The sequence below is a fragment of the Herbiconiux sp. genome, from assembly GCF_023264855.1.
Taxonomy (GTDB): Bacteria; Actinomycetota; Actinomycetes; order Actinomycetales; family Microbacteriaceae; genus Herbiconiux.
In genome coordinates, this window is the sequence record NZ_JAHFUW010000014.1 from 25,750 (window position 1) to 52,030 (window position 26,281).

Annotated in this window: 23 protein-coding genes and 1 other RNA gene; 12 read left to right on the forward strand and 12 right to left on the reverse strand. The window is 68.2% G+C overall.

Annotated elements, in window-relative coordinates:
* Positions 1-22: 22 nt before the first annotated feature.
* A complete protein-coding gene (locus Q0D75_RS07775) occupies positions 23-1,273 on the reverse strand; it encodes an MFS transporter (RefSeq protein WP_291051369.1) in 1,251 nt (416 codons plus the stop codon).
* A 73-nt stretch (positions 1,274-1,346) separates the two neighbouring features.
* Here Q0D75_RS07775 and prfB point away from each other — a divergent pair, with 73 nt between their 5' ends.
* The 4 genes from prfB to smpB all read left to right on the forward strand — a co-directional run bounded on the left by prfB (position 1,347) and on the right by smpB (position 5,115).
* Positions 1,347-2,453, forward strand: coding sequence for a peptide chain release factor 2 (prfB, locus tag Q0D75_RS07780; RefSeq protein WP_291051372.1), 1,107 nt, complete (start codon positions 1,347-1,349; stop codon positions 2,451-2,453).
* A 111-nt stretch (positions 2,454-2,564) separates the two neighbouring features.
* Entirely contained in the window at positions 2,565-3,668 is a 1,104-nt protein-coding gene (gene ftsE, locus Q0D75_RS07785) for a cell division ATP-binding protein FtsE (protein ID WP_291051375.1), read from the forward strand.
* Positions 3,665-4,579, forward strand: a complete 915-nt coding sequence (ftsX, locus tag Q0D75_RS07790) for a permease-like cell division protein FtsX (RefSeq protein WP_291051378.1) — start codon at positions 3,665-3,667, stop codon at positions 4,577-4,579. Before ftsE ends, ftsX begins: the two co-directional genes overlap by 4 nt.
* 59 nt (positions 4,580-4,638) lie before the next feature.
* The gene (gene smpB / locus Q0D75_RS07795) at positions 4,639-5,115 is read left to right on the forward strand and encodes an SsrA-binding protein SmpB (protein ID WP_291051381.1); all 477 of its coding nucleotides are present in this window, start codon (positions 4,639-4,641) and stop codon (positions 5,113-5,115) included.
* Positions 5,116-5,149: 34 nt separating this feature from the next.
* Here the strand turns inward: smpB and Q0D75_RS07800 are convergent, their stop codons facing one another.
* Both Q0D75_RS07800 and Q0D75_RS07805 read right to left on the reverse strand, forming a co-directional pair.
* Positions 5,150-6,091 carry an SDR family NAD(P)-dependent oxidoreductase gene (locus Q0D75_RS07800; RefSeq protein ID WP_291051384.1) on the reverse strand — a complete coding sequence of 314 codons (942 nt, stop codon included), beginning with the start codon at positions 6,089-6,091 and terminating at the stop codon, positions 5,150-5,152.
* Positions 6,088-6,774: an SIMPL domain-containing protein gene (locus Q0D75_RS07805; RefSeq protein WP_291051387.1), complete on the reverse strand. Its 687-nt coding sequence runs from the start codon at positions 6,772-6,774 to the stop codon at positions 6,088-6,090. Before Q0D75_RS07805 ends, Q0D75_RS07800 begins: the two co-directional genes overlap by 4 nt.
* A gap of 126 nt (positions 6,775-6,900) precedes the next feature.
* Between Q0D75_RS07805 and ssrA the strand changes: the two genes are divergently transcribed.
* Positions 6,901-7,298: a transfer-messenger RNA gene (gene ssrA / locus Q0D75_RS07810) on the forward strand.
* A gap of 30 nt (positions 7,299-7,328) precedes the next feature.
* Here the strand turns inward: ssrA and Q0D75_RS07815 are convergent.
* Positions 7,329-7,829, reverse strand: coding sequence for a MarR family transcriptional regulator (locus tag Q0D75_RS07815; RefSeq protein WP_291051389.1), 501 nt, complete (start codon positions 7,827-7,829; stop codon positions 7,329-7,331).
* Positions 7,826-8,488 carry a histidine phosphatase family protein gene (locus Q0D75_RS07820; protein WP_291051392.1) on the reverse strand — a complete coding sequence of 221 codons (663 nt, stop codon included), beginning with the start codon at positions 8,486-8,488 and terminating at the stop codon, positions 7,826-7,828. The genes Q0D75_RS07815 and Q0D75_RS07820 overlap by 4 nt, the downstream gene beginning before the upstream one ends.
* Positions 8,489-8,619: 131 nt before the next feature.
* Here Q0D75_RS07820 and Q0D75_RS07825 point away from each other — a divergent pair, with 131 nt between their 5' ends.
* The gene (locus Q0D75_RS07825) at positions 8,620-10,128 is read left to right on the forward strand and encodes a trypsin-like peptidase domain-containing protein (protein WP_291051395.1); all 1,509 of its coding nucleotides are present in this window, start codon (positions 8,620-8,622) and stop codon (positions 10,126-10,128) included.
* A gap of 63 nt (positions 10,129-10,191) precedes the next feature.
* Here Q0D75_RS07825 and Q0D75_RS07830 read toward each other — a convergent pair whose 3' ends face one another.
* The 4 genes from Q0D75_RS07830 to aroA all read right to left on the reverse strand — a co-directional run bounded on the left by Q0D75_RS07830 (position 10,192) and on the right by aroA (position 14,135).
* Positions 10,192-10,710: a septum formation family protein gene (locus tag Q0D75_RS07830; RefSeq protein ID WP_291051398.1), complete on the reverse strand. Its 519-nt coding sequence runs from the start codon at positions 10,708-10,710 to the stop codon at positions 10,192-10,194.
* Positions 10,711-10,799: 89 nt separating this feature from the next.
* Positions 10,800-11,654, reverse strand: coding sequence for an inositol monophosphatase family protein (locus tag Q0D75_RS07835; RefSeq protein ID WP_291051400.1), 855 nt, complete (start codon positions 11,652-11,654; stop codon positions 10,800-10,802).
* An 82-nt stretch (positions 11,655-11,736) separates the two neighbouring features.
* Positions 11,737-12,780, reverse strand: a complete 1,044-nt coding sequence (gene rsgA / locus Q0D75_RS07840) for a ribosome small subunit-dependent GTPase A (protein ID WP_291051403.1) — start codon at positions 12,778-12,780, stop codon at positions 11,737-11,739.
* Positions 12,777-14,135, reverse strand: a complete 1,359-nt coding sequence (aroA, locus tag Q0D75_RS07845; RefSeq protein WP_291051406.1) for a 3-phosphoshikimate 1-carboxyvinyltransferase — start codon at positions 14,133-14,135, stop codon at positions 12,777-12,779. The genes rsgA and aroA overlap by 4 nt, the downstream gene beginning before the upstream one ends.
* A 93-nt stretch (positions 14,136-14,228) precedes the next feature.
* Between aroA and Q0D75_RS07850 the strand changes: the two genes are divergently transcribed.
* On the forward strand, positions 14,229-14,855 hold the full coding sequence (locus tag Q0D75_RS07850) for a sigma-70 family RNA polymerase sigma factor (protein WP_291051564.1): 627 nt from the start codon (positions 14,229-14,231) through the stop codon (positions 14,853-14,855).
* Positions 14,852-15,091, forward strand: coding sequence for a zf-HC2 domain-containing protein (locus tag Q0D75_RS07855; protein WP_291051409.1), 240 nt, complete (start codon positions 14,852-14,854; stop codon positions 15,089-15,091). Before Q0D75_RS07850 ends, Q0D75_RS07855 begins: the two co-directional genes overlap by 4 nt.
* Positions 15,092-15,094: 3 nt before the next feature.
* Here the strand turns inward: Q0D75_RS07855 and Q0D75_RS07860 are convergent, their stop codons facing one another.
* Positions 15,095-15,565: a septum formation family protein gene (locus Q0D75_RS07860; RefSeq protein WP_291051412.1), complete on the reverse strand. Its 471-nt coding sequence runs from the start codon at positions 15,563-15,565 to the stop codon at positions 15,095-15,097.
* 83 nt (positions 15,566-15,648) lie between these two features.
* Positions 15,649-19,482 (reverse strand): multifunctional oxoglutarate decarboxylase/oxoglutarate dehydrogenase thiamine pyrophosphate-binding subunit/dihydrolipoyllysine-residue succinyltransferase subunit, encoded by a 3,834-nt coding sequence (locus Q0D75_RS07865; protein WP_291051416.1) that lies wholly within the window; start codon positions 19,480-19,482, stop codon positions 15,649-15,651.
* A gap of 148 nt (positions 19,483-19,630) precedes the next feature.
* Here Q0D75_RS07865 and Q0D75_RS07870 point away from each other — a divergent pair, with 148 nt between their 5' ends.
* From Q0D75_RS07870 to Q0D75_RS07885, 4 genes are all read left to right on the forward strand, one after another.
* Positions 19,631-21,070, forward strand: coding sequence for a GuaB1 family IMP dehydrogenase-related protein (locus Q0D75_RS07870; protein WP_291051418.1), 1,440 nt, complete (start codon positions 19,631-19,633; stop codon positions 21,068-21,070).
* Positions 21,071-21,195: 125 nt separating this feature from the next.
* Entirely contained in the window at positions 21,196-22,602 is a 1,407-nt protein-coding gene (locus tag Q0D75_RS07875; protein WP_291051566.1) for a hemolysin family protein, read from the forward strand.
* Positions 22,595-23,629, forward strand: a complete 1,035-nt coding sequence (locus tag Q0D75_RS07880; protein WP_291051421.1) for a hemolysin family protein — start codon at positions 22,595-22,597, stop codon at positions 23,627-23,629. The genes Q0D75_RS07875 and Q0D75_RS07880 overlap by 8 nt, the downstream gene beginning before the upstream one ends.
* A gap of 66 nt (positions 23,630-23,695) precedes the next feature.
* Complete coding sequence (locus tag Q0D75_RS07885) at positions 23,696-25,054, forward strand: HNH endonuclease signature motif containing protein (RefSeq protein ID WP_291051424.1); 1,359 nt, start codon at positions 23,696-23,698, stop codon at positions 25,052-25,054.
* Between the two features lie 35 nt (positions 25,055-25,089).
* Here the strand turns inward: Q0D75_RS07885 and Q0D75_RS07890 are convergent, their stop codons facing one another.
* The gene (locus tag Q0D75_RS07890) at positions 25,090-26,229 is read right to left on the reverse strand and encodes an NADH:flavin oxidoreductase/NADH oxidase (RefSeq protein WP_291051427.1); all 1,140 of its coding nucleotides are present in this window, start codon (positions 26,227-26,229) and stop codon (positions 25,090-25,092) included.
* Positions 26,230-26,281 lie beyond the last annotated feature (52 nt).

The window sequence follows — 26,281 nt, forward strand, 5'->3', positions numbered from 1 at the left end:
GCGGCCCGCGCGGCGGGACGGTTCAGCTCGAGGAACGCGGATGCGGCACGTATCGCGGAACGTTCCGCACCAGGATGCCGGCTCCCGCCAGTCCCACCAGGCCCATCAGCGCGGCGGCGACGGGGAGCGAGGCCACCAGCACCACCGCGGAGACGATCAGCGGTGCGGCGGCCGCTCCGGCGTCGGCGGTGAAGCGGAAGGCGCCGAGGAACGGCGCCGGGTTCGCGCGCGGCGCCAGGTCTGCGCTCAGCGTCATGATGATGCCGCTGCCCACGCCGTTGGCTACGCCCAGCAGGATCGAGATCGCCACGAACCACTGCACCGCGGCGCCGAGATCGTGCGTGAAGGCGAGCCCGATGAGGGCGAGTCCCATGCCCACCATCGAGGGGATGACACTCCAGAGGCGGCCGAAGCGATCCATGATCTGGCCGCTGGTGTAGAACAGGGCGAAGTCGGCGGCCGCGCCGATTCCGATCACGAGCGCGGTGGTCTGTGCCTCCAGCCCGATGCTCACGGCCCAGAGCGGCAGGATGGCCATCCGGCTGGCGCGGAGTGCCCCGACCACGGCGGCGCCGCTGCCCACCCGCACCAACGCTCCCCGGTTCTGCCAGATGGTGCGGAACAGGCCCGGGTTCGCCGCGAGGGGCACCCCGCCGGTGGCGGTCGGCACCGGGCGGGCGGCCCGCTCCCGCACGGCCATCGGGTCGTGCATCACCACCAGCAGCACGATCACGGCCAGCGCGGCCACGATCTGCACACCGAAGGCCGTCTCCACCGAGCCGGTGAGCGCGATCAGGCCGGCGCCGAGAAAGGGCCCCACCAGCATCCCGCCCCGGAACGATCCGCCGAGCGTCGAGAGCGCGCGGGCCCGGATGCGCGCGGGAACGAACGTGGTCATGAACGCCTGGCGGGCCAGCGCGAACGTCGAGGCCGCGAGGCCGAGCGCGAACACCGCGACGCCCAGCTGCACGATGCCGGGCGCGAGCAGCGCCAGCACCATCGCGGCCATCGACAGCACGGCGGCGGCGATCATCGCCGCCCGTTCGCCGATGCGGGCCACCAGTGCGCCGCTCGGGATGTCGCCCACGAGCTGCCCCACCACGAGCATGGCCACCACGAAACCGGCACCGGCCAGGTCGGCGCCGAGCCCGGAGGCCACCGCCGGGATGACCGGGATCACCGCGCCCTCGCCGATACCGAACAGGAACGAGGGGATGAGGGCGGGCACGGCGATCGACCGGAACCGGAATCCGTCATCCGCCGCAGTGGTCATTGCAACTACTTTACGCCTGCTAAGCACCGACCCGGGCCGCCGCCCAGCCCCTCTCACTAGACTGTTCCTCATAATGCTTGACCTTGACCTCAGCGAACAGATCGCCCACCTCCGCTCCACCTTCTCCGACATCCGCTCGGTCGTCGACGTCGACGCCCTCACGGCCGAGATCGCGCGCCTCAGTGAGGAGGCCGGCGCCCCCGACCTCTGGGACGACACCGAGAAGGCCCAGAAGGTCACCAGTGCCCTCAGCCACCGGCAGGGCGAGCTGGCGAAGATCGACAGCATCCAGAGCCGGCTCGACGACCTCGAGGTGCTTATCGAGCTCGCCAACGAGGCCGGCGACGAGGAGTCGGCCGAGGAGGCCAAGGTCGAGCTCGCCTCGATCCAGAAGGTGCTCGGCGAGCTCGAGGTGCAGACCCTGCTGAACGGCGAGTTCGACGCCCGGCCCGCGGTCATCACCATCCGTTCGGGCGCCGGGGGAGTGGATGCCGCCGACTTCGCCGAGATGCTGATGCGCATGTATCTGCGCTGGGCCGAGCAGCACAAGTACTCCACCACGGTGATGGACACCAGCTACGCCGAGGAGGCGGGCATCAAGTCGGCCACCTTCGAGATCGATGCTCCCTACGCCTTCGGCACCCTGAGCGTCGAGGCGGGCACGCACCGCCTGGTGCGGATGAGCCCGTTCGGCGCCGCCGGCAAACGCCAGACCAGCTTCGCCGCGGTCGAGGTCATCCCGCTGATCGAAGAAGCCGGCGTGATCGAAATCCCGGAGAGCGACATCCGGGTCGACGTCTTCCGTTCCAGCGGCCCCGGCGGCCAGTCGGTGAACACCACCGACTCCGCCGTGCGCATCACGCACCTCCCCACCGGCACGGTGGTCTCGATGCAGAACGAGAAGAGCCAGATCCAGAACCGGGCCGCCGCGCTGCGCGTGCTGCAGTCGCGGCTCATGCTCATCCAGCGCGAGCAGGAGGCGGCGCAGAAGAAGGAGCTGGCGGGCACCATCACGGCCAGCTGGGGCGACCAGATGCGCAGCTACGTGCTCGCGCCCTACCAGATGGTGAAAGACCTGCGCACCGATTTCGAGGTCAACAACCCTTCGGCCGTGTTCGACGGCGACCTCGACGGCTTCATCAACGCCGGCATCAAGTGGCGTAAGCAAAAGCACGACTGAGTCGCGCATCCGCGGGCCGGCGCCGCCGCCGAACATGTGAATTCTATGAATCCGGGTGTCCAGCGCGTCGTGCCGGGGATTCCGGATGACCCTGCTTAGAGTCATCACGTCATGATTCGGTTTGATCGCGTAACCAAGACCTACCGGGGCACCAAGCGGCCAGCCCTGGACTCGATCGACCTCGAGATCCTGCGCGGGGAGTTCGTCTTCCTGGTGGGCGCCTCGGGGTCGGGCAAGTCGAGCTTCCTCCGGCTCGTCCTCAAGGAGGACCGGCCCACCTCGGGCAGCATCCATGTTCTCGGTCAAGACCTGAACACCATCTCCAACCGCAAGGTGCCATATTTCCGGCGCAACCTCGGCGTGGTGTTCCAGGACTTCCGGCTCCTGCCCGGCAAGAACGTGTTCGACAACGTCGCCTTCACCCTGCAGGTGATCGGCAAGTCGCGCGGCTTCATCCAGGAGGCGGTTCCGGATGTGCTGCAGATGGTCGGTCTCGCCGAGAAGGCGAACCGCCTGCCGCACGAGCTCTCCGGCGGAGAGCAGCAGCGCGTGGCGATCGCCCGCGCCGTGGTGAACAAGCCCGCCATCCTGCTGGCCGACGAGCCGACCGGTAACCTCGACCCCTCGACATCGGCCGGCATCATGACGGTGCTCGAGCGGATCAACGCCGGTGGCACCACCGTCGTCATGGCCACCCACGACAACGCGATCGTCGACCACATGAAGCGCCGCGTGATCGAGCTGGTCACCGGCCAGATCGTGCGCGACGAAGACCAGGGCGGCTACGGCATGACCGCCGAGATCGCCCTGCAAGACAGCGGACTGACCGCCGAGATCGCCCTGGGCGATGGCCTGGTGCGCCCGGTCGGCCCGGCGCGCCCGCACACCCCGGGTGGCAACACCAGCCCCGTGCAGCCGCTGCCGCCGCAGGTTCCCGCGCCCGAGCAGCCGGCCGTGCGCGAGCCGGTGACGGTACCGGCACAGGCGGCGCAGGCCCAGCCGGTGCATTCCCAGCCCGTGCCCGTGCAGGCGCAACCCGCGCAGCCGGCGTACGCCCCGCCGCCCATGCCTCCCCAGCACCTCCCCGAGCAGCAGCATCCGGATCCCGCCGACCCGGCGACCGAATCGCTCACCCTCGCCGAGAAGCTCGGCCTGCGCGCCCCCGGCGCCCCGGCCGACCCGGCGAACGACCAGAACGTGGGGCCGACGACGTGAGATTCGCACTGATCCTGGGTGAGGTCGGTACCGGCCTCCGCCGCAACGTCTCGATGGTCATCTCCGTCGTGCTCGTCACCTTCATCTCGCTCACCTTCGTGGGCGCGGCCATCCTGCTGCAGATGCAGATCGGCCAGATGAAGAACTTCTGGTACGACAAGGCCCAGGTGGCCGTCTACATGTGCACCGCCACCTCCGGCGGCGAGAACTGCGCCGGCGGCGAGGCCGGGCAAGACCAGATCGCGGCCGTGCAGGCGCAGCTCGACTCGCCCACGCTGGCGCCGTTCATCGACAAGTACTACTTCGAAGACCACGAGCAGGCCTTCGAGAACTTCCAGAAGCAGTTCGCCGGCAACCCGGTGACCGAGTACGTGACGGCCGACCTGCTCAGCCAGACCTTCTGGGTGAACCTCAAAGACCCCTCGCAGTCCGACGTGCTGGTCGAGAGCCTGTCCGGCCTCGCCGGTGTCGACAGCGTCACGGACCAGCGCAGCTACCTCGAGCAGATCTTCTCCATCCTCAGTGCGGCCAGTTACACGGCCATCGGCATCGCCGGTCTGATGCTCGTGGCCGCCGTGCTGTTGATCGCCACCACGATCCGGCTCTCGGCCTTCTCGAGACGGCGAGAACTCGGGATCATGCGCTTGGTCGGCGCCTCGAACAGGTTCATCCAGACGCCGTTCATCCTCGAGGGCATCATCGCGTCGCTGATCGGCTCGGTGCTCGCCGGCGTCGCCATCTGGGCGATCGTGCGCTTCTTCGTGCAGGGCTATCTGAGCGTGCAACTGCCGTTCACCTCGTTCGTGAGCGATACGGATGCGTTCCTGGTGATCCCGATTTTGATCGTCGGCGGTGCGGTGCTCGCGGCCCTCTCGGCGAAGTTCGCGATCACCCGGTACCTGCGGGTCTAGAATGGTGGGCTGCCGTATTTCGGCAGCAGCATCCGTCAGATCCGTCCTAAGGAGTACCCGTGCCACGCGAACGCGGACAGAAGGTCGTCGCGACCAACCGCAAGGCGCGACACGACTACACCATCGAGACCACCTACGAAGCGGGACTCGTGCTCACCGGCACCGAGGTGAAGTCCCTGCGCGAGGGGCGTGCCTCGCTCGTCGACGGCTATGCCTACATCGACGGGGGAGAGGCGTGGCTGGATGCCGTGCACATCCCCGAATACAACGAAGGCACGTGGAACAACCACCCGCCCCGTCGCAAGCGCAAGCTGCTGCTGCACAAAGAGCAGATCCTCAAGATCCACAACAAGACCAAAGAGGGCGGCTACACGCTCGTCCCGCTGCAGCTGTACTTCAGCGACGGGCGCGCGAAGGTGGAGATCGCGGTGGCCAAGGGCAAGCGCGAGTACGACAAGCGCCAGGCGCTGCGCGAGCGTCAAGACAAGCGTGAGGCCGCCCGCGCCATGTCCAGCCGCCGCAACCTGGGCGACTGAGGCTCTCGGGCGTGTCGGCGCTCGGCCCTGGGCCTCAGGCCGGGAGGTCGTGTGAGACGCCCGTGAGCTCCTCGACGCGGGCGAACAGCGTGCGGCCCATGGTGCGGTCGCGGGCGTAGGCCTTCGCGCCCACCACCGCGGGATCGCCCTTCAACTGCCGCCAGCCATCCGGGCCCCAGTACTGGCCACCGGCAGCCGCAGCGTCCGTCGCGGCGGCGACGATCGGCCTGGCGCCCGCGTCTTTGCCCTGCCCGATCAGCCGGTACGCCGCGCGCGACACCGGGTTGCCGGTCTTGGGAGCCGGCAGGATGTCGCGGGGCGGGCTCAGCTCATCGACCGAGAACCCCGGATGCGCCACCAGGCTGGCCACGGTCGAGCCGTTCGCGCGCAGGCGCCGGTCCAGTTCGAAGGCGTAGGTCATCACCGCGAGCTTGGATCGGCCGTAGCTGCGGAACTGGCGGAACGGGGTGCGGTTGCTCTGCAGGTCGTCGAGATCGAGCCGGAAGAACTCGTGGCTGATGCTGCCGAGGTGCACGATCCGGGCGGTATCCTGGGCCCGCAGAGACGGCAGCAGGCGCGCGATCAGGGCTGCGTGCCCGAGCAGGTTGGTGCCGATCATGGTCTCGAAGCGATCGGCCGTGGTGCTGCGTCCACCGCCGGTCGACAGGATGCCGGCGTTGGCGATCAGGGTGTCGATTCGGGGCAACGCGGCCAGCTCGGCTGCCCCGTCGGCGATCGAGGCGAGGTCGGCGAGGTCCAGGCGCACGAAGCTCGCACGGGCGCCCGCCGAGGGAACGTGCCGGCGCAGTGAGGCGAGTGCGGCCTCGCCCTTCTCGGGCGTGCGGGCGGCGATCACCACGGTCGCGCCGGCGGAGGCCAGCTGCTCGCTCTCCCAGTAGCCGAGGCCACCGGTCCCGCCGGTCACGACGAAGGTCTTGCCGCTCAGGTCGGGCAGCGTAGGTGCTGGCCCGCTCACGAGCGCGCGACCGGAGAAGCTGCCGAGAAGCGTGCGTGAACGGTGGCCTCGATGACCAGGGCGCTCGGGCGCAACTCCATCCCGCCCCCACCCGCCGGTGCCGCCGAGCGGGCCATCGCCGCCAGAGGCAGGCCGTGGGCCACCGCGCCGGGGTTCTCCAACAGTCCCGGATCGGAGATGGAGAGCGGCGTCACCTCGCCGAGTCCGAGGGCACGGGCGTATTCGCCGGCCTTGGTGAGGGCGTCGGAGATCGCACCCTGGCGGGCCTCGCTCTCCAGCCCGGCCTTGGTCTCCTCCGAGAGCAGCCACTCGATCCCGTCGACGGCGATGCCCTCGCGGATGGAGACGACGTCGATCCACTCGGAGAGCGCCTCGAAGTCGTCGAACTCGGCATCCAGGAACACGGCGCTGTGGAACTCCACGGGCAGTCGCGTGCCGTCCTGGCTCCAGGGCCTCTGCCCCCACACCCGGATCTCCTCCGAGTGCCAGGTGATCACCGGGCCGGCCTCTTCGTCGAGGAGGGTCTCCAGCGAACCGGTGAGCGATTCGTGGGCGGCCCGCGTGGCAGCCAGAACACTGTCGCGCTTGGAGCCTTCGAAGCCGATGCCGATGCGCACCCGCGCCCGCTCCGGATTGTGGCGGAGCTGATGGCTCCCGGCCACGGTGATGATCGTCTCAGGCATGGTCTCCACGATATTCCATGCGGCTGCATGGCTCATGCGATCACGAAATGTCGTAGTATGGAGGGCTGCTCCGGGTTCGCCCGGCAGCGTTTGAAAACTCAACAGCGTGCGACAGCGACCCGGCAGGGGGATGATCGGTTTCGACATTGCCTGCGAAACTGCGAGAAGCGGGTCGAGGATGCAGGGTTATCTCGTAAACGATCTCTGCAAAATATAAGTGCCAATTCAAACAGCACTGTTGCGGCCAAGAAGGCCACCTTCGCTCTCGCAGCGTAGGTCTTCCTTCTAGCTAAATAGCAACTGTCGGTCCGGGAATGCTCTCTACCCGGGTTCCGGCATTATCTAGAGAGATTGCTGCGTGATCGTGTCTCAGGGTCACGCGGGACTTGCACTGTGGCTGGGCTCGTCGACCTAGGTGCCTGTAGCAAAGGTCGGAGCCGAGTAGAACGTCTGTACAGGCTACGCCCGTAGAAGGCGCAGAATCACAGCAGTGGACGGGGGTTCAATTCCCCCCATCTCCACCATTCGGCCGCTGTCGCACGTTGTTCGAGTCACTACCGCGGTGCCAGCTGCGCCGGGAGCTCGTAGGGCGGCTCGCGCAGCCCCGAGTCGGCCGAACGGATGCGGCGCAGGAAGTCCGCCACCGCCGGCAGCTCAGTCTCGCCGAGTTTCGCCGCGAACTCGGCCCCCACCACCTCGAGCACCTGTGACGTGGCCGTCTCCGCGGTCTCGCGGCCGAGGCCGGTCAGTGCGACGACCGACACCCGGCGGTCGTGCGTCGACACCGAGCGCTCCACCAGGCCGGCCGTCACCATGCTGCGGATCAGATTGCTCGCCGATCCGCTGGAGTACAGGAGCGATTTCGACAGCTCGCCCACGCTCATCCGGCCCTCCACGTGGGAATGCAGGTTGTACAGCACGTCGTACTGCGCCCAGGTGAGGCGGACGCTGCTTCGCAGGCGCCCCTCCACCAGGCGCATGGTGCGCGTGTATGCCAGCACGAAGTCCGCCCACACGGCGAACTGCGCGGCAGTCAGTGGCGGGGTCGCGCTCACCGTGCGGTCGCCTCGCCGGTGGGATCGGGTGCCGAGGCGTCTTCCAGGGCGACACCGCCGAGCGGGGTGCCCTGCCAATGGGTGGCGACCCAGCCCTCGGCCGGCGAGCCTTCGAGCGTCACGATGCCGGTGTTCTCCAGGGTGCGGCCGCGGCTGAAGTCGGCGTCGATGTTGCGCGCCGACCACGATGCCCAGGTGCGGATCGCCGCGCCGTGGCTGAACACGGCCACGGTGCCGTTCGGATGCGCGTCGTACAGCGACGAGATGGCCCGGTCGTAGCGGGTATGGAATTCGGTGCCGTTCTCGCCGCCGGGGATGCGGGCATCGAAGTCGGTCCACCAGGAGAAGATCGTGCGCATGTAGGTCTGCACGGCATCCTGATCGGAGCGGCCCTCGAGCTCGCCCGCCGTGATCTCGAACAGGCCCTCGACGATCTGCGGCTCGATCCCGGTGGTCTCGGCCAGGGGAGCGGCCGTCAGGTGGGTGCGGCGCATGGTCGAGACCGCGATGGCGTCGATGCGCTCGTCGGCGAGCGCCCCGGGCACGGCGGCGGCCTGCCGGAGTCCGAGCTCGGTGAGGCCGGGGCCGGGGACGACCGTGCCGATCGCACCGTTGACGTTGTCGATGGTCTGGCCGTGTCGGATCAGGAGAAGTCGCATCCGTTCCAGCTTAAGTGGTGAGAACGCGGTCGCGAAAACCGGGTGGTGAAGAAATGTCATTTCCGTCTACAATCGAGTCACTGAGCATCCCTCATGACAATCGACCGGAAGAGACCACCATGCGCCCACCCTTGGCCACCCGAATTGCGGCCCTCGTTCCCCTCGTGCTCCTCGGCGGCACCCTGGCCGCCTGCAGCGCCGGTGGTGGTGCCGCCTCGGGCGCGAGCGACTTCTCGGGCGTGCAGTCCGCCACGATCCAGATCGAGTCGGAGGGAACGTTCGCGAACCCCGACAACGGTCAGACCGAAGAGCAGGCGGGCCTCGGCTCGGGCTTCTTCATCTCCTCCGACGGCCTGGCCGTCACCAACAACCACGTGGTGGTGGGGGCGGGCACGATGAAGGTGCACGTCGGCGGTGGCGACACGGAGTACAACGCCGAGATCCTCGGTTCGTCCGAGTGCCTCGATCTCGCAGTGATCAAGGTCGAGGGAGAGGGCTTCCCCTTCCTCGGCTGGCAGAAGGGCGACATCACCACCGGCGAAGAGGTCTACGCCGCCGGATTCCCGCTGGGCGACCCCGAGTTCACGCTCACCAAGGGGATCGTCTCCAAGAACGACACCGCTGGTCAGACCGCCTGGGCGTCGATCGATCACACCATCGAGCACGATGCCAAGATCCGCCCCGGCAACTCCGGCGGCCCTCTGGTCAATGCCCAGGGCGAGGTCGTGGGCGTCAACTACGCCAGCGTGGCCGAGCTCGACTCCAACTTCGCCATCCACCGCGACCAGGCCGAGTCGGTGGTGCAGAAGCTGATCGACGGCGACGACGTGCAGAGCCTCGGCGTGAACGCGCAGGCGCTGCCGCTGGACGACCAGGGCGAGTCGCTCGGGGTGTGGGTCAGCTCGGTGAAGGCCGGCTCGCCGGCGGATGCCGCGGGCCTGCTTCCCGGCGACGTGCTGCTGCGCATGGCGGGCAAGACCCTGGCGGCCGAGGGAACGCTCCAGGAGTACTGCGATGTCATCCGCACCCAGGGATCCGACGGGACCATCGACGTCGACGTCTACCGGCCCGACGACGACGCCCTCTATCGCGGTCAGTTCAACGGCAAGCCGCTCGAGCAGGTCACGATCCCGGGGGTCGGATCGACCTCGACGGGTGAAGACGACGGGCGCAGCTACACCACCATCACCGATGACACGGGTGTGCTGAGCGTGGAGGTTCCCACCGACTGGACCGACATCGACGGGGCGCCTGTCACCACCGAAGCGGGGCGCGAGTTCCTCGATGTGCGGGCCAGCACGAATCTGCAGCAGTTCGAGGAGAGCTGGGGCACCTCAGGCGTGACGCTGCAGGCTTCACCCACGACGGATGCCGCCTCGCTCGACCCGCAGGTGATCTTCGACTCCTACTCGAACCTCACCGCTCAGTGCGCGAGCGGCACGACCGACGACTACTCCGACGGTGTGTACGAGGGCAAGTACCAGTACTACTCCGGCTGCGGCGGCCAGAGCGACTACGTGATCGTGGTCGCCTACCCCGAAGACACCAGCTATGTTCTGGTGGTCACGGTCGCGATCGCGAGCGAGGCCGATCTGCCGGCCATCGAGCACGTGATGGGCAGCTTCACGGCCACGTTCTGACCATGCTCCGACGACGAAGGGCCGGTCCCCGTGGGGGCCGGCCCTTCGTTCGAGCGGATGGCGCTACTGAGCCGCACCGGCGAGGCTGCCGGTGACCTTTCCGTTCGGGTCGCCGATCAGGCACGAGACGAGACGGTCGTTGCCGTTGGTCCACGAGCCCTCGGTCGGGGTGAAGTAGGTGAAGCCGTAGATCGAGTCGTCGTACGAGACCTTCACGAAGTCCTCGAAGCCGGCCTGGCACTCGGTCTCCGCCTGAGCATTGATGGCGTCGTCACCCGGGAAATCGCCGTCGGCGATCGAGAAGTCGTAGTAGACCTCGAAGTCGTGCTCCACGCTGCAATCGACGATCGGCACCTCGCTGACCTCGGTGCCCTCGGTGTCGTTGAGGCAGTCGCCCACCGACAGCGCGAACACGTCGGTGTCGGTCTGCTCGATCTCCTCACCGGTCTGCGAGTCGGTCGCCGGCGGGGCGGAGCTCGGGAAGAGCGCCGTGCAGCCGGACAGCGTGAGTCCGAGAGCCAGAACGGCGCCGGCCGCTGCGAGCAGTCGCGAAGATGTGCGGGGGGAAGAGGTGATCGCCATGATGGCCTCCGGTCCTAGGGAAGAAGATGCCTGAGAGGAGCCTGTGAGCGCCTCCGCGTGACCATTATGGGGGTGATCCGTTCGATGGGTCAATTCGACGCCGCACGACCCCCGAGCAGCGCGACGACCTCGTCGTGCACGAGCCCGTTCGTGGCCAGAGCGCTGCCCGACCACGGGCCGTCCACACCGCCCACCGAACTGAAGCGCCCACCGGCCTCCTCGACCACGGGCACCAGGGCGGCCATGTCGTAAGGCTGCAGGTCGAACTCGCCCGCGATCTCGAGCTGGCCCTCGGCCACCATCATGTACGACCACATCTCGCCGTACGCCCGGGTGCGCCAGACGGCACGGCTCAAACGGGTCAGGTCGTCGAGCCGGCCCTCCTCGTCCCATCCCTTGAGGCTGTTGTAGCTGAGTGACGCATCGGCGAGGGTGCTGATGCCCGAGACGCGGATCGGGCGCGCGACATCCGGAGTGGCGTCCAGAGCATCCGTCGTGAAAGCCCCGAGGCCCCGCGCGCCCCACCAGCGGCGGCCGAGCGCCGGGGAGCTCACGACTCCCACCACCGGAACGCCGTCGATGGCCAGGGAGATGAGCGTGGCCCACACCGGGATCCCGCGCATGAAGTTGGCGGTGCCGTCGATCGGGTCGATGATCCACTGCCGGACGCTGCCGGCCGCGCCGCCGCCGGTGCCGAACTCCTCGCCACGCACCGAATCGTCGGGGCGCGCTGCGCCGAGCTCGCCGCGGATGGCCTGCTCGACGGCGCGGTCGGCATCCGTCACCGGCGTGCGATCGGGCTTGGTGGTCACGTGCAGATCGGTGGCCCGGAAGCGGGATCGGGACACGGCATCCGCCCGGTCGGCCAGTCGGAGGGCGAGCGCCAGGTCGTCGGCGAGGTCGGTCGAGGAAGACTGTGGGGCGGCGGGCGCGTTCTGGTTCACGCGTCCAGGCTAGCGGGAGCGGTGACCGGCTCAGCCGCACCGGCGAGCGCCACCGAAGGCGAGTGCCAGGAGCGGGGCTCCGTCAGCCGCGCGTGTCGAGCAGCTTGCGCAGCGACTCCATCCGCGCCTTGCCGCTCTCGCCCAGTTCACCGGCCTCGACCCGGTCGATGATCTCCCAGTCGTGCGCCTCGCTCAGCGGGATGCCGTCGGGCGGGTCGCCCGCCGGCACGTGCGCGGTCGCCGCGAAGGAGCGCAGGATGTTCGCCGGGTCGACGTGGCCCAGGCCGAACGATCGAACGCCCGGGGTGTCGATGATCCAGCCGGACCGGCCGTCGGGGGCCTGCAATCGCAGGCACACCGTCGACGAGGACGTGTGGCGTCCGCGCCCGGTCACGGTGTTCACCACGCCGGTGGCGCGCAGCGCACTCGGTACCAGGGCGTTGACGAGGGTCGACTTGCCCACACCGGAGTGGCCCACGGTCACGGTGGTGTGGCCGACGAGCAGATCGGTCAGCTCCTCCATCGGCACCGCATCGCGGGAGAGCGTGACCACCCGGATGTCGAGGCAGTCGAACTGGGCGAGCAGCGGAGCCGGGTCGGCCAGGTCGGTCTTGGTGATGCAGAGGATGGGAGCGACGCCCGCGTCGAAGGCCGCTACGAGATACCGGTCGATCAGGCGGGCGCGAGGCTCCGGATCGGCGGCCGCCACCACGATCAGCATCTGATCGGCATTCGCTACGATCACCCGTTCCACCTCGTCGGTGTCGTCGGCGCTGCGGCGCAGCAGCGTGCTGCGCTCGTGCACGCGAACCACGCGGGCCAGCGTTCCCGGGTCGCCCGAGGTGTCGCCGACGAGGTCGACCCAGTCGCCGGTCACGATGGTGTTGCGGCCGAGCTCGCGGGCGCGGGAGGCCGTGATCTCGCGCTCCTCGGGGGTGTCCTGATCGACGCGCACCGAAAATCGGCCGCGGTCCACCGTCATGATCCGGCCGGCCAGCGCGTCCTTGTGCTCGGGCCGGGTCTTCGTGCGCGGCCGGTTGCCCTTGGGATTCGGGCGCACCCGGATCGTCGACTCGTCGAACTCCGGCTCGTCGTCATCCTCGTCGTCGTCGGACCACCAGCTCATGCGCCACCCGGGAGCATGCCCCGCCAGAGTTCGGGGAACTGCGGCAGCGTCTTCGCGGTGGTGGCGATGTCTTCGATCAGCACGCCGTCGACCGCGAGGCCGATGATGGCGCCGGCCGTCGCCATCCGGTGGTCGGCATAGCTCTGCCAGAGGCCGCCGTGCAGGGGAGCGGGCGTGATGGCGAGACCGTCGGGGAGTTCGGTGACCTGACCGCCGAGGCCGTTGATCTCGGTCGCCAGCGCGGCGAGCCGGTCGGTCTCATGGTGCCGGATGTGGCCGATCCCGGTGATCTCGCTGGGCTCGGTGGCCAGCGCCGCCAGAGCGACGATCGCGGGTGCGAGTTCGCCCCCGGTGCTGAGGTCGATCGAGATGCCCTTGATGCTGTCGCCGCCGGTGACGGTGAGGCGGTCGCCGTCACGGCTCACCGTGGCGCCGAACAGCGGCAGGATGTCGGCGAGATCGGCACCGACCTGCGTGGTTGAGGCCGGCCAGCCGGTGATCGTGACACTGCCTCCGGCCACGAGGGCCGCCGCCAGGAACGGAGCGGCGTTGGAGAGGTCGGGCTCGATGGCCACATCGGCTCCGGCTATGCGGCCCGGGCGCACGCTCCAGCGACCGTCGCCACTGCTCTCGACCTCGACGCCGCGGGCGCGGAGGGCGGCGATGGTCATGTCGATGTGCGGCTGCGAGGGGAGACGGGAGCCCTCGTGCCGAAGCTCGAGGCCCTCCTCGAAGCGTGCCGCCGCGAGCAGCAGGCCGCTCACGAACTGGCTCGAGCTCGAGGCGTCGATGGTGAGTTCGCCCCCGGCGACCCGGCCGCTGCCGTGCACGGTGAACGGGAGCGCGGCGCGGCCGTCGTCACCGATGTCGACGCCGAGTTCGCGCAGCGAGGTGATGGTGGTGGCCATCGGGCGGCGCCGGGCCCCCTCGTCGCCGTCGAAGGTGGTGGGGCCGAGGGCCAGAGCGGCGACGGGTGGGAGGAACCGCATCACGGTGCCCGCGAGACCGCAGTCGATGGTGGTGCTGCCGAACAGTTCATCCGCCGGGGTGATCGCCAGGTCGGGGCCGTAGCCGCCGTCACCCTCCACCGGCACGATCGTGGTGCCGAGGGCCCGAAGCGCCTCGACCATGAGGTCGCTGTCGCGCGAATGCAGCGGCGCCCGCAGCACCGACGGCGAATCGGCCAGGGCCGAGAGTACGAGCTCGCGGTTCGTGAGCGACTTCGAGCCGGGCAGTGCGAGTGTGGCGCGAAGAGGGGAGTGGGCGCGGGGCGCGGCCCAGTGCTCCTCGGCGGTCTGTGGTGCGTCATCGCCGTAGGGGTTGAACTGCGGGATGGAATTTCTCGAGACAGGCATCGGTTATCAGAATAGTCGGCTGACGAATTGCGTGGAGGCCGGCGGAACCACGGAACACCCTTGGAGGTCAGGCGTTTGACGACAACTGCAGTGCTGGAGGCTCCGGTCGTAGACTGGGCCACGATGAGCACTCCCACCCCTGATCCCCGCGCCCTTTTCGAAGAGCAGGCCATCCCGTTCCTCGATCAGCTCTACGGCGCGGCCTTGCGGATGACCCGCAACCCGGCGGATGCGCAAGACCTCGTGCAGGAGACCTTCGTGAAGGCCTATTCCGCGTTCGGTCAGTTCGAGCAGGGCACGAACCTCAAGGCGTGGCTCTACCGCATCCTCACCAACACGTTCATCAACACCTACCGCAAGAAGCAGCGCGATCCCTACCAGGGCTCCACCAGCGACATGGAGGACTGGCAGCTCGGATCGGCCGAATCGGTCACGGCGGCGCTCTCGAGCCGCTCGGCCGAGGCCGAAGCGATCGACCACCTGCCCGACAGCGACGTCAAAGAGGCGTTGCAGTCGATTCCCGAAGACTTCCGCCTGGCCGTATACCTGGCCGACGTGGAGGGTTTCTCCTACCAGGAGATCGCCGACATCATGAAGACCCCTGTCGGCACCGTCATGAGCCGTCTGCATCGTGGCCGACGACTTCTCCGGGGGCTTCTGACCGACTACGCACGCGAACGCGGACTGGCCGTCGCCTCCGTGAAAGGGAGCAAGAAATGACTGACTGCGGCTGCAACAAAGCCCGTGCCGAACTCGAAGAGTATCTGCGAAACGAGATCTGCAAGACGGATGCGGCTGATATCCGCGACCACCTGGAGACCTGCGAAGGCTGCCAGTCGGAGCTCCACATCGGCATCGTGCTCACGCAGACCGTGCAGCGTGCCTGCAAGGAGACCGCCCCCGAAGAGCTGCGCGACCAGCTGCTGACCCGTCTGCGCACGCTCCAGGCCCACTGAGGTCTATTGAGCCGCGTTCTCGAGCGATCCGGTTGTCTGACCGTCGGGATCGAAGACGACACAGCTGATCTCGCGCCCGTGGTCTTCATACCAGCTGGAGAGTAAGGGCGTGTAGCTGGCGTAGTTCAGCCGGGATTCGCTGATGTCGACTCCGACGAAACCGGCGAAGGCCTCGGCGCACCCCTCATCGGCCTGCGAGGCGAGGTCGTCGTCGTCGGGATACATCTCATCGGCGCCCTTGCCCACCGCGTCGAACACGTGGTAGACCTCCGAGTCGTGCGGCTCGGAGCAGTCGACGCGGGGTACGTCGCGAACCTCGCCCGTGAGGTCCGAGTCGTTCAGGCACTCACCCACGGAGAACGACAGGGGTGTGCCTCCGCCGCCTCCTGTCGAGCATGCGCTCAGCAGGCCGAGGCCGGCCAGAGCCAGTACGGCGGCGCCCAGAGGACGCACTGTAGGGGAATGAAGTCGCATGGTTGCCTCCTGAAAATACTGAATGATGCTCATTGCTGAGCATCATTCAGTATAGCCAGAAGGCGACCGTGCGGCGCGAGGTTTCAGCTCAGCGCGCGCGTCAGGAGCTCGGCCTGCTCCACCGCGTGGCGCTTCGCGCTGCCGGCGGCGGGAGACGCCGCTGCCGGACGCGAGACCACCGAGATGGTGCGGCCGTTCAGGCGGCTGGCCAGCTCGGTGCAGATGAACGGCCAGGCACCCTGGTTCTGCGGCTCGTCCTGCACCCACACCAGCTCGGCGTTCGGGTACTGGGCGGCGACCGCGTTGATCTCCTCCAGCGGCAGCGGGTAGAACTGCTCCACGCGCACGAGGGCGATGGCCTCGTTCGGGTTCTTCTGCAGCTCGTTGGCGAGGTCGTAGTGGATCTTGCCGGAGTGCAGCAGCACCTTCGTGACCGCAGCCTTGTCGGTGATCCGTACATCGTCGATCACCGGTTCGAAGCGACCCGAGGTCAAGTCCTCCACCGAGCTCGTCGCCCCACGCAGTCGCAGCATCGCCTTCGGCGTGAAGACGATCAGCGGTTTGCGCGGACGGGCGTACGCCTGGCGGCGCAGCAGGTGGAAGTAGGACGCCGGCGTGGAGGGCCGCGCCACGGTCATGTTGTTCTCGGCGCAGAGCTGCAGGAACCGCTCGATGCGCGCCGAGGAGTGGTCGGGACCCTGGCCCTCGTAGCCGTGCGGCAGCAGCAGAACGAGCGACGAGCGCTGGCCCCACTTCTGCTCGGCCGACGAGATGAACTCGTCGATGATGGTCTGGGCGCCGTTGGCGAAGTCGCCGAACTGAGCCTCCCAGAGCACCAGAGCATCCGGTCGCTCCACCGAGTAGCCGTACTCGAAGCCCATCGCCGCGTATTCGCTCAGCAGGGAGTCGTAGATCCAGAAACGGGCCTGGCTCTCGGTGAGGTTCGCGAGCGGAAGCCACTCCTGGCCGTTCTCGCGGTCGTGCAGCACGGCGTGCCGCTGCACGAACGTGCCCCGACGGGAATCCTGACCCGCGAGGCGCACCGGGGTCCCCTCCACGAGCAGCGAGCCGAGCGCGAGGAGCTCGCCGAAGGCCCAGTCGATGTTGCCGTTGCGGCTCATCTCGACGCGCTTGGTGAGCAGCTGCTGCAGCTTCGGGTGCACCGTGAAGCCGGCGGGCTTGTTGTCGAAGGCGTCGCCGATCAGGTGGATCGCGGATGTCGCCACCGCGGTCTCGAACGGAGCGGTGGTGCTGTCGTCTCGCTGCGACTCGGGGCGCTCGAGGTCGGAGACCGCCTGCGTGTCTTCGGTGATCACCGGGATCGAGGAGGTCTGCGCCGCATGCGTCTCGGCGAAGGCGCGTTCGAGGCGGTCCTGGAAGTCGGCGTGGACCGCCTCGTACTCCTCCTCGGTGATGTCGCCGCGACCGAGCAGCGCCTCGGTGTAGAGCTTGCGCACCGAGCGCTTGGCCTCGATCAGGTTGTACATCAGCGGCTGGGTCATCGAGGGGTCGTCGCCCTCGTTGTGACCGCGGCGGCGGTAGCAGATCAGGTCGATGAACACGTCGCGGTGGAACTGCTGACGGAATTCGAACGCCAGCTGCGCCACCCGCACGACCGACTCGGGGTCGTCGCCGTTCACGTGGAAGATCGGTGCCTGGATGGTCTTGGCCACATCGGTGGAGTACACCGAGGAGCGCGACTCCGACGGGGGAGTCGTGAAGCCCACCTGGTTGTTGATGTTGATGTGGATGGTTCCGCCCGTGCGGTAGCCGCGCAGCTGCGACATCTGCAGGGTCTCCACGACGATGCCCTGGCCCGCGAGCGCGGCGTCACCGTGGATGAGGATCGGCAGCGTGGAGAAGGTGCCGATGGGCTTGCGGTCCTGCTTGGCTCGCACGATGCCCTCGAGCACGCCGTCGGCGGCCTCAAGGTGCGAGGGGTTCGCGGCCAGGTAGACCGGGATCTCCTTGCCGTCGGTGGCGGTGAAGGTGCCCTCGGTGCCGAGGTGGTATTTCACGTCGCCCGAGCCCTGCACGGTGCGGGGGTCTTGCGTGCCCTCGAACTCGCGGAAGATCTGGCCGTAGGTCTTGCCCGCGATGTTGGTGAGCACGTTCAGGCGGCCGCGGTGCGCCATGCCGATCGCGACCTCGTCGAGGCCCTCTTCGGCCGCACCCTGGATGATCCGGTCCAGCAGGGCGATTGTCGACTCGCCGCCCTCGAGCGAGAAGCGCTTCTGGCCGACGTACTTGGTCTGCAGGAAGGTCTCGAAGGCCTCGGCCTCGTTGAGCTTCTCGAGGATGCGCATCTGCTCGTCGTGGCCGGGCTTGGCGTAGGGCCGCTCGACCTTCTCCTGGATCCAGCGACGCTGCGCCGGGTCCTGGATGTGCATGTACTCGATGCCGATCTTGCGGCAGTAGGAGTCGCGCAGCACGCCCAGGATGTCGCGCAGGTAGGACTGACGGGTGAGGCCGAACTCGCCCGTCACGAACTCGCGGTCGAGATCCCAGAACGTCAAGCCGTGGGTCGCGATGTCGAGGTCGGGGTGGATGCGCTGGCGGTACTCGAGCGGGTCGATGTCGGCCATCAGGTGGCCGCGCACGCGGAACGCGTTGATCAGCTCCTGCACGCGGGCGGTCTTGTCGATGGCCGAGGCGAGGTCGACCTCGATGTCGGCGGCCCAGCGGATGGGCTCATAGGGGATGCGCAGCTCGGCGAAGATGTTCTCGTAGAAGTCGCGCTGGCCGAGCAGCAGCTCGTGCACCTTCTTCAGGAACTCGCCCGATCCGGCGCCCTGGATGACCCGGTGGTCGTAGGTGCTGGTGAGGGTGATGACCTTGCCGATGCCGAGGTTCGACAGCACCTTCTGGGAGGAACCCTGGAACTCGGCGGGGTACTCGAGGGCACCGGCGCCGATGATGGCACCCTGCCCCTTCATCAGGCGGGGAACGGAGTGCACCGTTCCGATGCCGCCCGGGTTGGTGAGCGAGATCGTGGTGCCCTGGAAGTCGGCCGCGGTGAGCTTGTTGGCCCGGGCGCGCTTCACCAGGTCTTCGTAGGCGGAGAGGAACTCGTTGAAGCCCATGGTGTCGGCGCGCTTGATGCCGGGCACCATGAGGGCGCGCGTACCGTCGGGCTTGGGCAGGTCGATCGCGATGCCGAGGCCCACGTGGGCCGGGGCCACGACCGAGGGCTTGCCGTCGACCTCGTCGTAGTAGACGTTCTGGCTCGGGAACTCTTTGAGCGCCTGCACGAGCGCCCAGCCGATGAGGTGGGTGAACGACACCTTGCCGCCGCGCGAGCGACGCAGGTGGTTGTTGATGACGATGCGGTTGTCGATCATCAGCTTGGCCGGGATGGAGCGCACGCTCGTCGCCGTCGGAACGGTGAGGCTGGCATCCATGTTGCTGGCGAGCGTCTTCGACATGCCGCGCAACGGCGTGACGGCGTCTTTCTCGGCGGCTTCGGCCTCGGCCGCCGTGGCCGGAGCCGGCGCCTCGGCTGGAATCGGCTGGGGCTTGGCCTGCACGCTCGTGGTCTTGGCGATCGGCTGGGTGGCGGGGCGGGCATCCGCACCGGAGGCCTGCGCGATCTGCTCCGACTCGGTCTGGGCCGGCGGGCTCGAGGTCTGCGCCGAGGCGACCGGAGCGGGGGATGCGGCCTGCGGGCCGGCGGGAGCGGCGGGCTCTGAGGCATCAGCGGGAGCCGGGGCCGTGCCCTGAGTCTCGGCCGTGCCCTGGGCCGCAGCCTTCGACGAGACGTGGGAGCGGTAGCTCTCCAGAACCGGCCACCAGGACTGGTCGACCGAATTCTTGTCGGTCAGATACTGCTCGTAGAGTTCATCGACGAGCCATTCGTTGGCCCCGAATTCTCCCGATGCTCCGTCGTCTGTGCTCGTACCCGTCAACTGGCTGGTCAAAGCCGATCGCCCACTTTCCGTTGCCTCACGTCCGTGGCACGTGCCGGTGTCTGCTGCGCTGCGTCTTCACGCGTGACACGTGCGTATACAAGCCTAAACCTTCCTGGCACCTGTTCGGGCCACAGGCGTGCGGGCTAGCGTGGTTCGTATGGAGTTTTCAGGCGATCCGGGCCGCAACGATCTGACCTATTCCGACGTGTTCCTCATTCCCTCCCGATCGGCGGTGACGAGCCGCCTCGACGTGTCGCTCGCGCCGACGGACGGCACGGGCGCGACGATCCCGATCGTCTCGGCCAACATGAACTCCGTCACCGGTCCGCGCCTGGCGGCGTCGCTCGCCCGGCGGGGTGGTCTCGGAGTGCTCCCGCAAGACATGCCGCTGCAGGATCTGGCCGCCGCCATCCGCTGGGTGAAAGACCAGCCCGTGGAGTTCGACACGCCCTTCGCCTTCCATCCGGCGCAGACCGTGGAGGAGGCGTTGCGCCTGGTGCCCGCCGTACCCGGACACGGGCTCGTGCTGCACGAGAGCGACGGCGCCTTCGTGGGCTGCATCGCGGCGTCCCGTCTGGCGACGGCGCTTCCGGATGCCCAACTCGGCGACCTGCTGCACGGTGCGCTGACCGCCATCTCGGCCGACGACATCGACGGGCCGCGCGAGGCCTTCGACGCCATGGTGGCCGCCGACATCGACTTCGCGCCGATCCTGCGCCACGGAGCGCTGGTGGGAACGCTGAGCCGCACGAGCGCCCTGCGCGCGACGATCTACCGGCCGGCCGTCGACGGCGACGGGCGCCTGCGGGTGGCCGCCGCCGTGGGCATCAACGGAGATGTGGTCGAGAAGGCCCGCGCGTTGGTCGCCGCCGGCGTCGACGTGCTCGTGGTCGACACCGCCCACGGGCACCAGGAGGGGATGCTTCGCGCCCTCCGTGCGCTGCGCGCTGCGCACCTGGGGGTGCCGATCGCCGCCGGGAACGTGGTGACGGCGCGGGCCGTGGCCGATCTGGTCGACGCAGGGGCCGACATCCTGAAGGTCGGAGTGGGACCGGGGGCGATGTGCACGACCCGCATGATGACCGCGGTCGGGCGCCCACAGTTCTCTGCCGTGCTCGAGACCGCCGAGGCCGCGCGCGAGCTCGGCGCCCACGTCTGGGCCGACGGCGGAGTGCGGTACCCCCGCGACGTGGCGCTCGCCCTGGCCGCGGGCGCAGCATCCGTGATGATCGGCTCGTGGTTCGCCGGCACCATCGAGGCGCCCGGCACGCTGGCTGCGGATGCCGACGGCCGGCTCTACAAGGAGAGCTGGGGGATGGCCTCGACCAAGGCCGTGCAGGAGCGCTTCGGGCGCCTCGACGCCTACGAGCTGGCGCGCAAGACCCTCTTCGCCGAAGGGATCTCGTCGAGCCGCATCTACCTCGATCCGCTGCGGCCCTCGATCGAAGACTTGCTCGACATGATCACCTCGGGGGTGCGCAGCTCGTTCACCTATGCGGGCGCGGCCACGATGGCCGAGTTCCACGATCGCGCCGTGGTGGGCACGCAGTCGGCTGCGGGTTACGAGGAGGGCAAGGCGCTGCCGGTCAGTTGGTGACTGTATAATCGGCGGGACAATGGACGACCCTCCTTCTGCCCATCATCCGTTCTTCCTCTCCTCGCCGGTGGTAGCACCCTCCGGCCGCCTCCTAACGGGAGGCTCCCGTGGCCTTTGAGCTGATCATGCTCGGCGTGGGGCTCCTGCTCACCGTCGGCACCGGTTTCTTCGTCGCCTCCGAGTTCTCCCTCGTCAACCTCGACCGCTCCGATCTCGAAGCGCGCGCCGAGCGGGGTGAGAAGGGGATGCAGCCGACGATCAACGCGCTGAAGCACACCTCCACGCACCTCTCCAGCGCGCAGCTCGGCATCACACTCACGACACTGCTCACCGGTTACACGATGGAGCCGGCCATCTCCAGTCTTCTGCGCGACCCGCTGCTGGGGCTCGGCATCCCCGAGACCGTGGTTCCGATCATCAGCGCGACCGTGGGCATCGTGTTCGCCACGCTGCTGTCGATGATCATCGGCGAGCTCGTACCGAAGAACTTCGCGCTGGCCCTGCCCTTGAAGACGGCGCGCATCGTGGTGCCGTTCCAGCTGGTGTTCACGGCCGTGTTCCGCCCCGCCGTGTCACTGCTCAACAACAGTGCCAACGGCATCCTTCGTGCCTTCGGCATCGAGCCGAAAGAAGAGCTGTCGGGTGCCCGTACGGCCGAAGAGCTGTCGTCGCTGCTGCGCCGTTCGGCGATGCAGGGCAGCCTCGACCTCGATACCGCGACTCTGCTGAACCGCACTCTGCTGTTCTCCTCGCACGACGCCTCCGACGTGATGACCCCGCGGCCGCGCATCGCGAGCGTCAAGCGCGACGACACCGCGGCGACCGTGCTGGCGCTCGCCCGCTCCAACGGGCACTCACGGTTCCCGGTGATCGACGAGGGCATCGACGACATCGTCGGGCTCGTGCACGTGAAGCAGGCGGTGGCCATCCCGCGCGAACGCCGTGCGGAGGTGCCCGTCACGGCCATCATGACCGAGACGGTGCGCGTGCCCGAGACCATGAAGCTCGACGTTCTGCTCGGCGAGCTGCGCGGGCGGGGTTATCAGATGGCCGTGGTGATGGACGAGTACGGCGGAACCGCCGGCGTCGTCACCCTCGAAGACCTCGTGGAGGAGATCGTCGGCGAACTGGTCGACGAGCACGACCGTAGCCGGGCCGGAGTCGTGCAATCGCGGGGAGCCACCACGTTCCCCGGTTCGCTTCGGCCGGACGAGCTGGCCGATCAGGCCGGCATCCAGGTGCCGGAGGACGGGCCGTACGAGACCGTGGCCGGCTTCGTGATGAGCGAGTTGGGCCGGCTTCCTGTGGTGGGTGACACGGTGGTGCTTCCCGACGGGGCGCTGCGGGTGGAGCGCCTGGACGGGCGGCGGATCGATCGCATCCGGTTCATGCCCGCTCCCGCCGAGGAGGTTCCGGATGCCGACGGCAGCCGGTCGGGCCTGGCCAAGAACCGGGCCGACTTCGACAGGGCCGTGACGAAAGACGCAGCGACCAAAGAAGCAGTGACCAAGAAGGGGGTGGACCATGTCTGATTGGCTCGGAATTCTCTGGCTCGTCCTCCTGCTGATCGGCAACGCCTTCTTCGTGGGCGCGGAGTTCGCCGTCATCTCGGCCCGTCGCTCGCAGATCGAGCCGCTCGCCGAGCAGGGCAAGGCCAGCGCCAAGACCGCCCTCTGGGCGATGGAGCACGCCACCCTCATGCTGGCGACCAGCCAGCTGGGCATCACCGTGTGCTCGCTGCTCATCCTGAACGTGTCCGAACCCGCCATCCATCACCTGCTCGAGGTTCCGCTGCATCTCACCGGTCTGCCCGAAGAGGTGATCGGCACGGTCGCGTTCATCATCACGCTCGTGCTGGTGTCGTTCCTGCACGTGGTGTTCGGCGAGATGGTGCCGAAGAACCTGTCGTTCTCGGTGCCCGACCGCGCTGTGCTGCTGCTGGCGCCCCCGCTGGTGGGCATCGCGCGCATCTTCCGCTTCATCATCGTGGCGCTGAACTCCACGGCGAACGGCGTGTTGCGCCTGTTCAAGGTGGAGCCCAAGAGCGAGGCCGCGAGTGCGTTCACGCTCGACGAGGTGTCGACCATCGTGGCGCAGTCCACGAAGGAGGGCGTGCTCTCCGATAACACCGGCACGCTGTCGGCGGCGTTCGAGTTCACCACCAAGACCGTGGCCGAGGTGGCGGTGCCGCTCTCGTCGCTGGTCAGCCTGCCCGATTCGGCCACGCCGGCCGACGTCGAACGTGCCGTCGCCAAGTACGGCTTCTCGCGCTATGTGCTCGTCGACGCGGAGGGGCTGCCTTCGGGGTACGTGCATCTGAAAGACGTGATCGATCTCGACGACGACGAGTTCGACGACCCGATCCCGGCCAAGCGCATCCGTCAGCTGCCCTCGCTGTTCGAGAAGACCGATCTGGAGGATGCCCTGGCCTCGATGCGCAAGTCGGGGGCGCATCTGGCGCGGTCGTTCACGGAGTCGGGCTCGACGACGGGCGTGCTGTTCCTCGAGGACATCATCGAGGAGCTGGTGGGCGAGGTTCAGGACGCTACTCGGCGGTAGGTTCCGCGGGGTGGCGCGGCAGTCGTACGGGGCTGAATGTCGGTGGTCACTGATTGAATTAATCTCATGATAGAGATGAAGGAATCGGATGCCGGCACACGGCGACGATTCCTCGCGCGTGAAGCGTTCGATGATGATCTCTACCTGCTGGAAGACATTCGGCGTCGGAAGTCGGCGTTGGAGGGGGACGAGAGCGTCGTGGTGGCGCGGTTGTCGCGGCGTGCCAGGGGGATGACATTGGGGCTCGACGCGGACGAGTCAGCGCTGTGTGGGTTTGCTCGAACCGACGAGGAGAAGCGGCTGCTGGTCGCCGAGGTCGGGGCGGCGGTGCGGGTGCCGGAGGGCACGGTCGGTGTGATGGTGTCGGATGCGGAGACACTCGCCACGTCCTTGCCGTTGACGTTGGCTGCTCTGCAGGCGGGGGAGATCACCGGCCGACACGCCCACGTCATGGTCGCCCAGTGCTCCACAATCCCCCTGGAAGCGCACGCGCAGTTCGAGGAGGCGTTGCTGCCGGTGGCGGGACGGTTGACGGTGGCGCAGTTCACCCAGCGCGCCCGCGTCTTCCGGGAGCGAGTGCATCCTGACTCTCCCCGTAAGCGGCACGTGGAGGCGTTGGATCGTCGGGGTGTGTGGGTGGATCCGGCGGCGGACGGGATGGCTCAGTTGAGCGTGTTGCTGCCGGCCGCGGATGCGATCGCGATCGATGACAAGCTCGATCAGATCGCCCGCTCCCAGCGCGGCCCCGACGAGCCCCGCACCCACGCCCAACGCCGCTGCGACGCAGCAATCGCCCTACTGCTCGATCCCGAGGGTGACCTTGCCCGGGTGGCGCAGCGGATCCGCCCGCAGGTCATCCTCACCGTTCCCGCCCTGTCGCTCCTGGGCCACACGGAGGAGCCCGCCGAACTGCACGGGTATGGCCCGATCGACCCCGTGACGGCCCGCCGCCTGACCGCAGACGCACCGAGCGTGACCCGGTGGCTGACCGACCCGGTCACCGGTCGGGTGCTGGATGTGGGGCGGGAGAACTACCGCATCCCGACCGAACTGCGCCTGGCGCTCACGATCGAAGACGAGACCTGCCGGTTCCCCGGCTGCCGACGCCGCGCGCAACGGTGTGAACTCGACCACGTCCACGCCTGGGCCCACGGCGGTGAAACCTCCCACGCGAACCTCGCGAGCCTGTGCTCGAAGCATCACCACTTGAAGCACGAATCCGACTGGACCGTCGAAGCACTCTCCGACCGGGAGTTGCGGTGGACATCCCCGATCGGCAGGGTTCACATCACCGAACCCGCCAACCCGGCACACCCACCCTGGCCCGAACGACCACCGACCCCGGGGGTGGAACCATCACCGAAACGACCCACCTTCAAACCGGTCGGCGACAGCCCCACCATGCCTGACAACGCGCCCTTCTGATCACCACCGCAACGGCCAGCTATCGGCCGAGGGACTTAGTGGCGGGGGCGTGCTCGCAGGTACGGGGCGGGCCAGTAGTCGATGTCCACACCGAGCTCGGTGGCGGCACGCAGGGCGAAGTGCGGGTCGCGGAGCAGTTCGCGCGCCAGCAGAACCACGTCGGCACGACCCGAGGCCACGATCTCTTCTGCCTCCTGAGGCGTCGTGATCAGACCCACGGCCCCGACCGGTGCGTCGGCGTTCTGCTTCACATACTCGGCGAACGGAACCTGGTAGAGCGGACCGACCGGGATGCGCACGCCCAGCACGTTGCCACCGGTCGAGATGTCGAAGAGGTCGGCGCCGGCATCCTGAGCCCACGCCGCGACCAGGGCGGTCTGCTCCTGGTTCCAGGGCGGCGCGGTCGCCGCCTCGCCGCGCTCATCGATCGCATCCTCGCCCTCGCCCGGCTCGTCGAGCCAGTCGGTGGCCGACAGACGCACGAACAGAGGCACGCCCTCACCCACCTCGGCACGGATGGCGCGCACGATCTCCAGCAGCAGCCGGGCGCGGTTCTCCAGCGAGCCGCCGTATTCGTCCGTGCGGTCGTTGGACGCGGGGGACAGGAACTGATGCACCAGGTAACCGTGCGCTCCGTGGATCTCGATGACCTCGAAACCGGCCTCGACGGCCCGACGGGCGGCCACCCGGAAATCGTCGACCACACCGGCGATCTGTTCCACCGTGAGTGCGATCGGCACGGCGTATCCGGTGAATGCTAGGGCGGAGGGCCCGACCGTCTGCCAGCCACCTTCTTCGACCGGGACTGTGCCCTGCGCGGGGCTCCAGGTGCGGTACGTCGACGCCTTTCGGCCGGCATGGGCGAGCTGGATGCCGGGAATCGCGCCTTGAGCGCGCACGAAGGCGGTGATCCGAGTGAACGCATCGCGCTGCGAGTCGTTCCAGATACCCAGGTCTTCCGGTGAGATGCGGCCCTCGGGCGACACGGCCGTGGCTTCGGTCAGAATCAGCCCCGCACCGCCGATGGCGAACGAGGCGAGGTGTGCGAAGTGCCAGTCACCGGGCATCCCGTCACGCCGCTCCACCGAGTACTGGCACATCGGTGCCACCCAGATGCGGTTGCGCGTCGTGACCGAGCGGAGAGTGAGAGGGGCGAAGAGAGCGGAGTCGGGCACGCGCGTCCTTTCGGAAGGCCATCGGGGGTGTCCTTCGATTATCGTCCTTCGC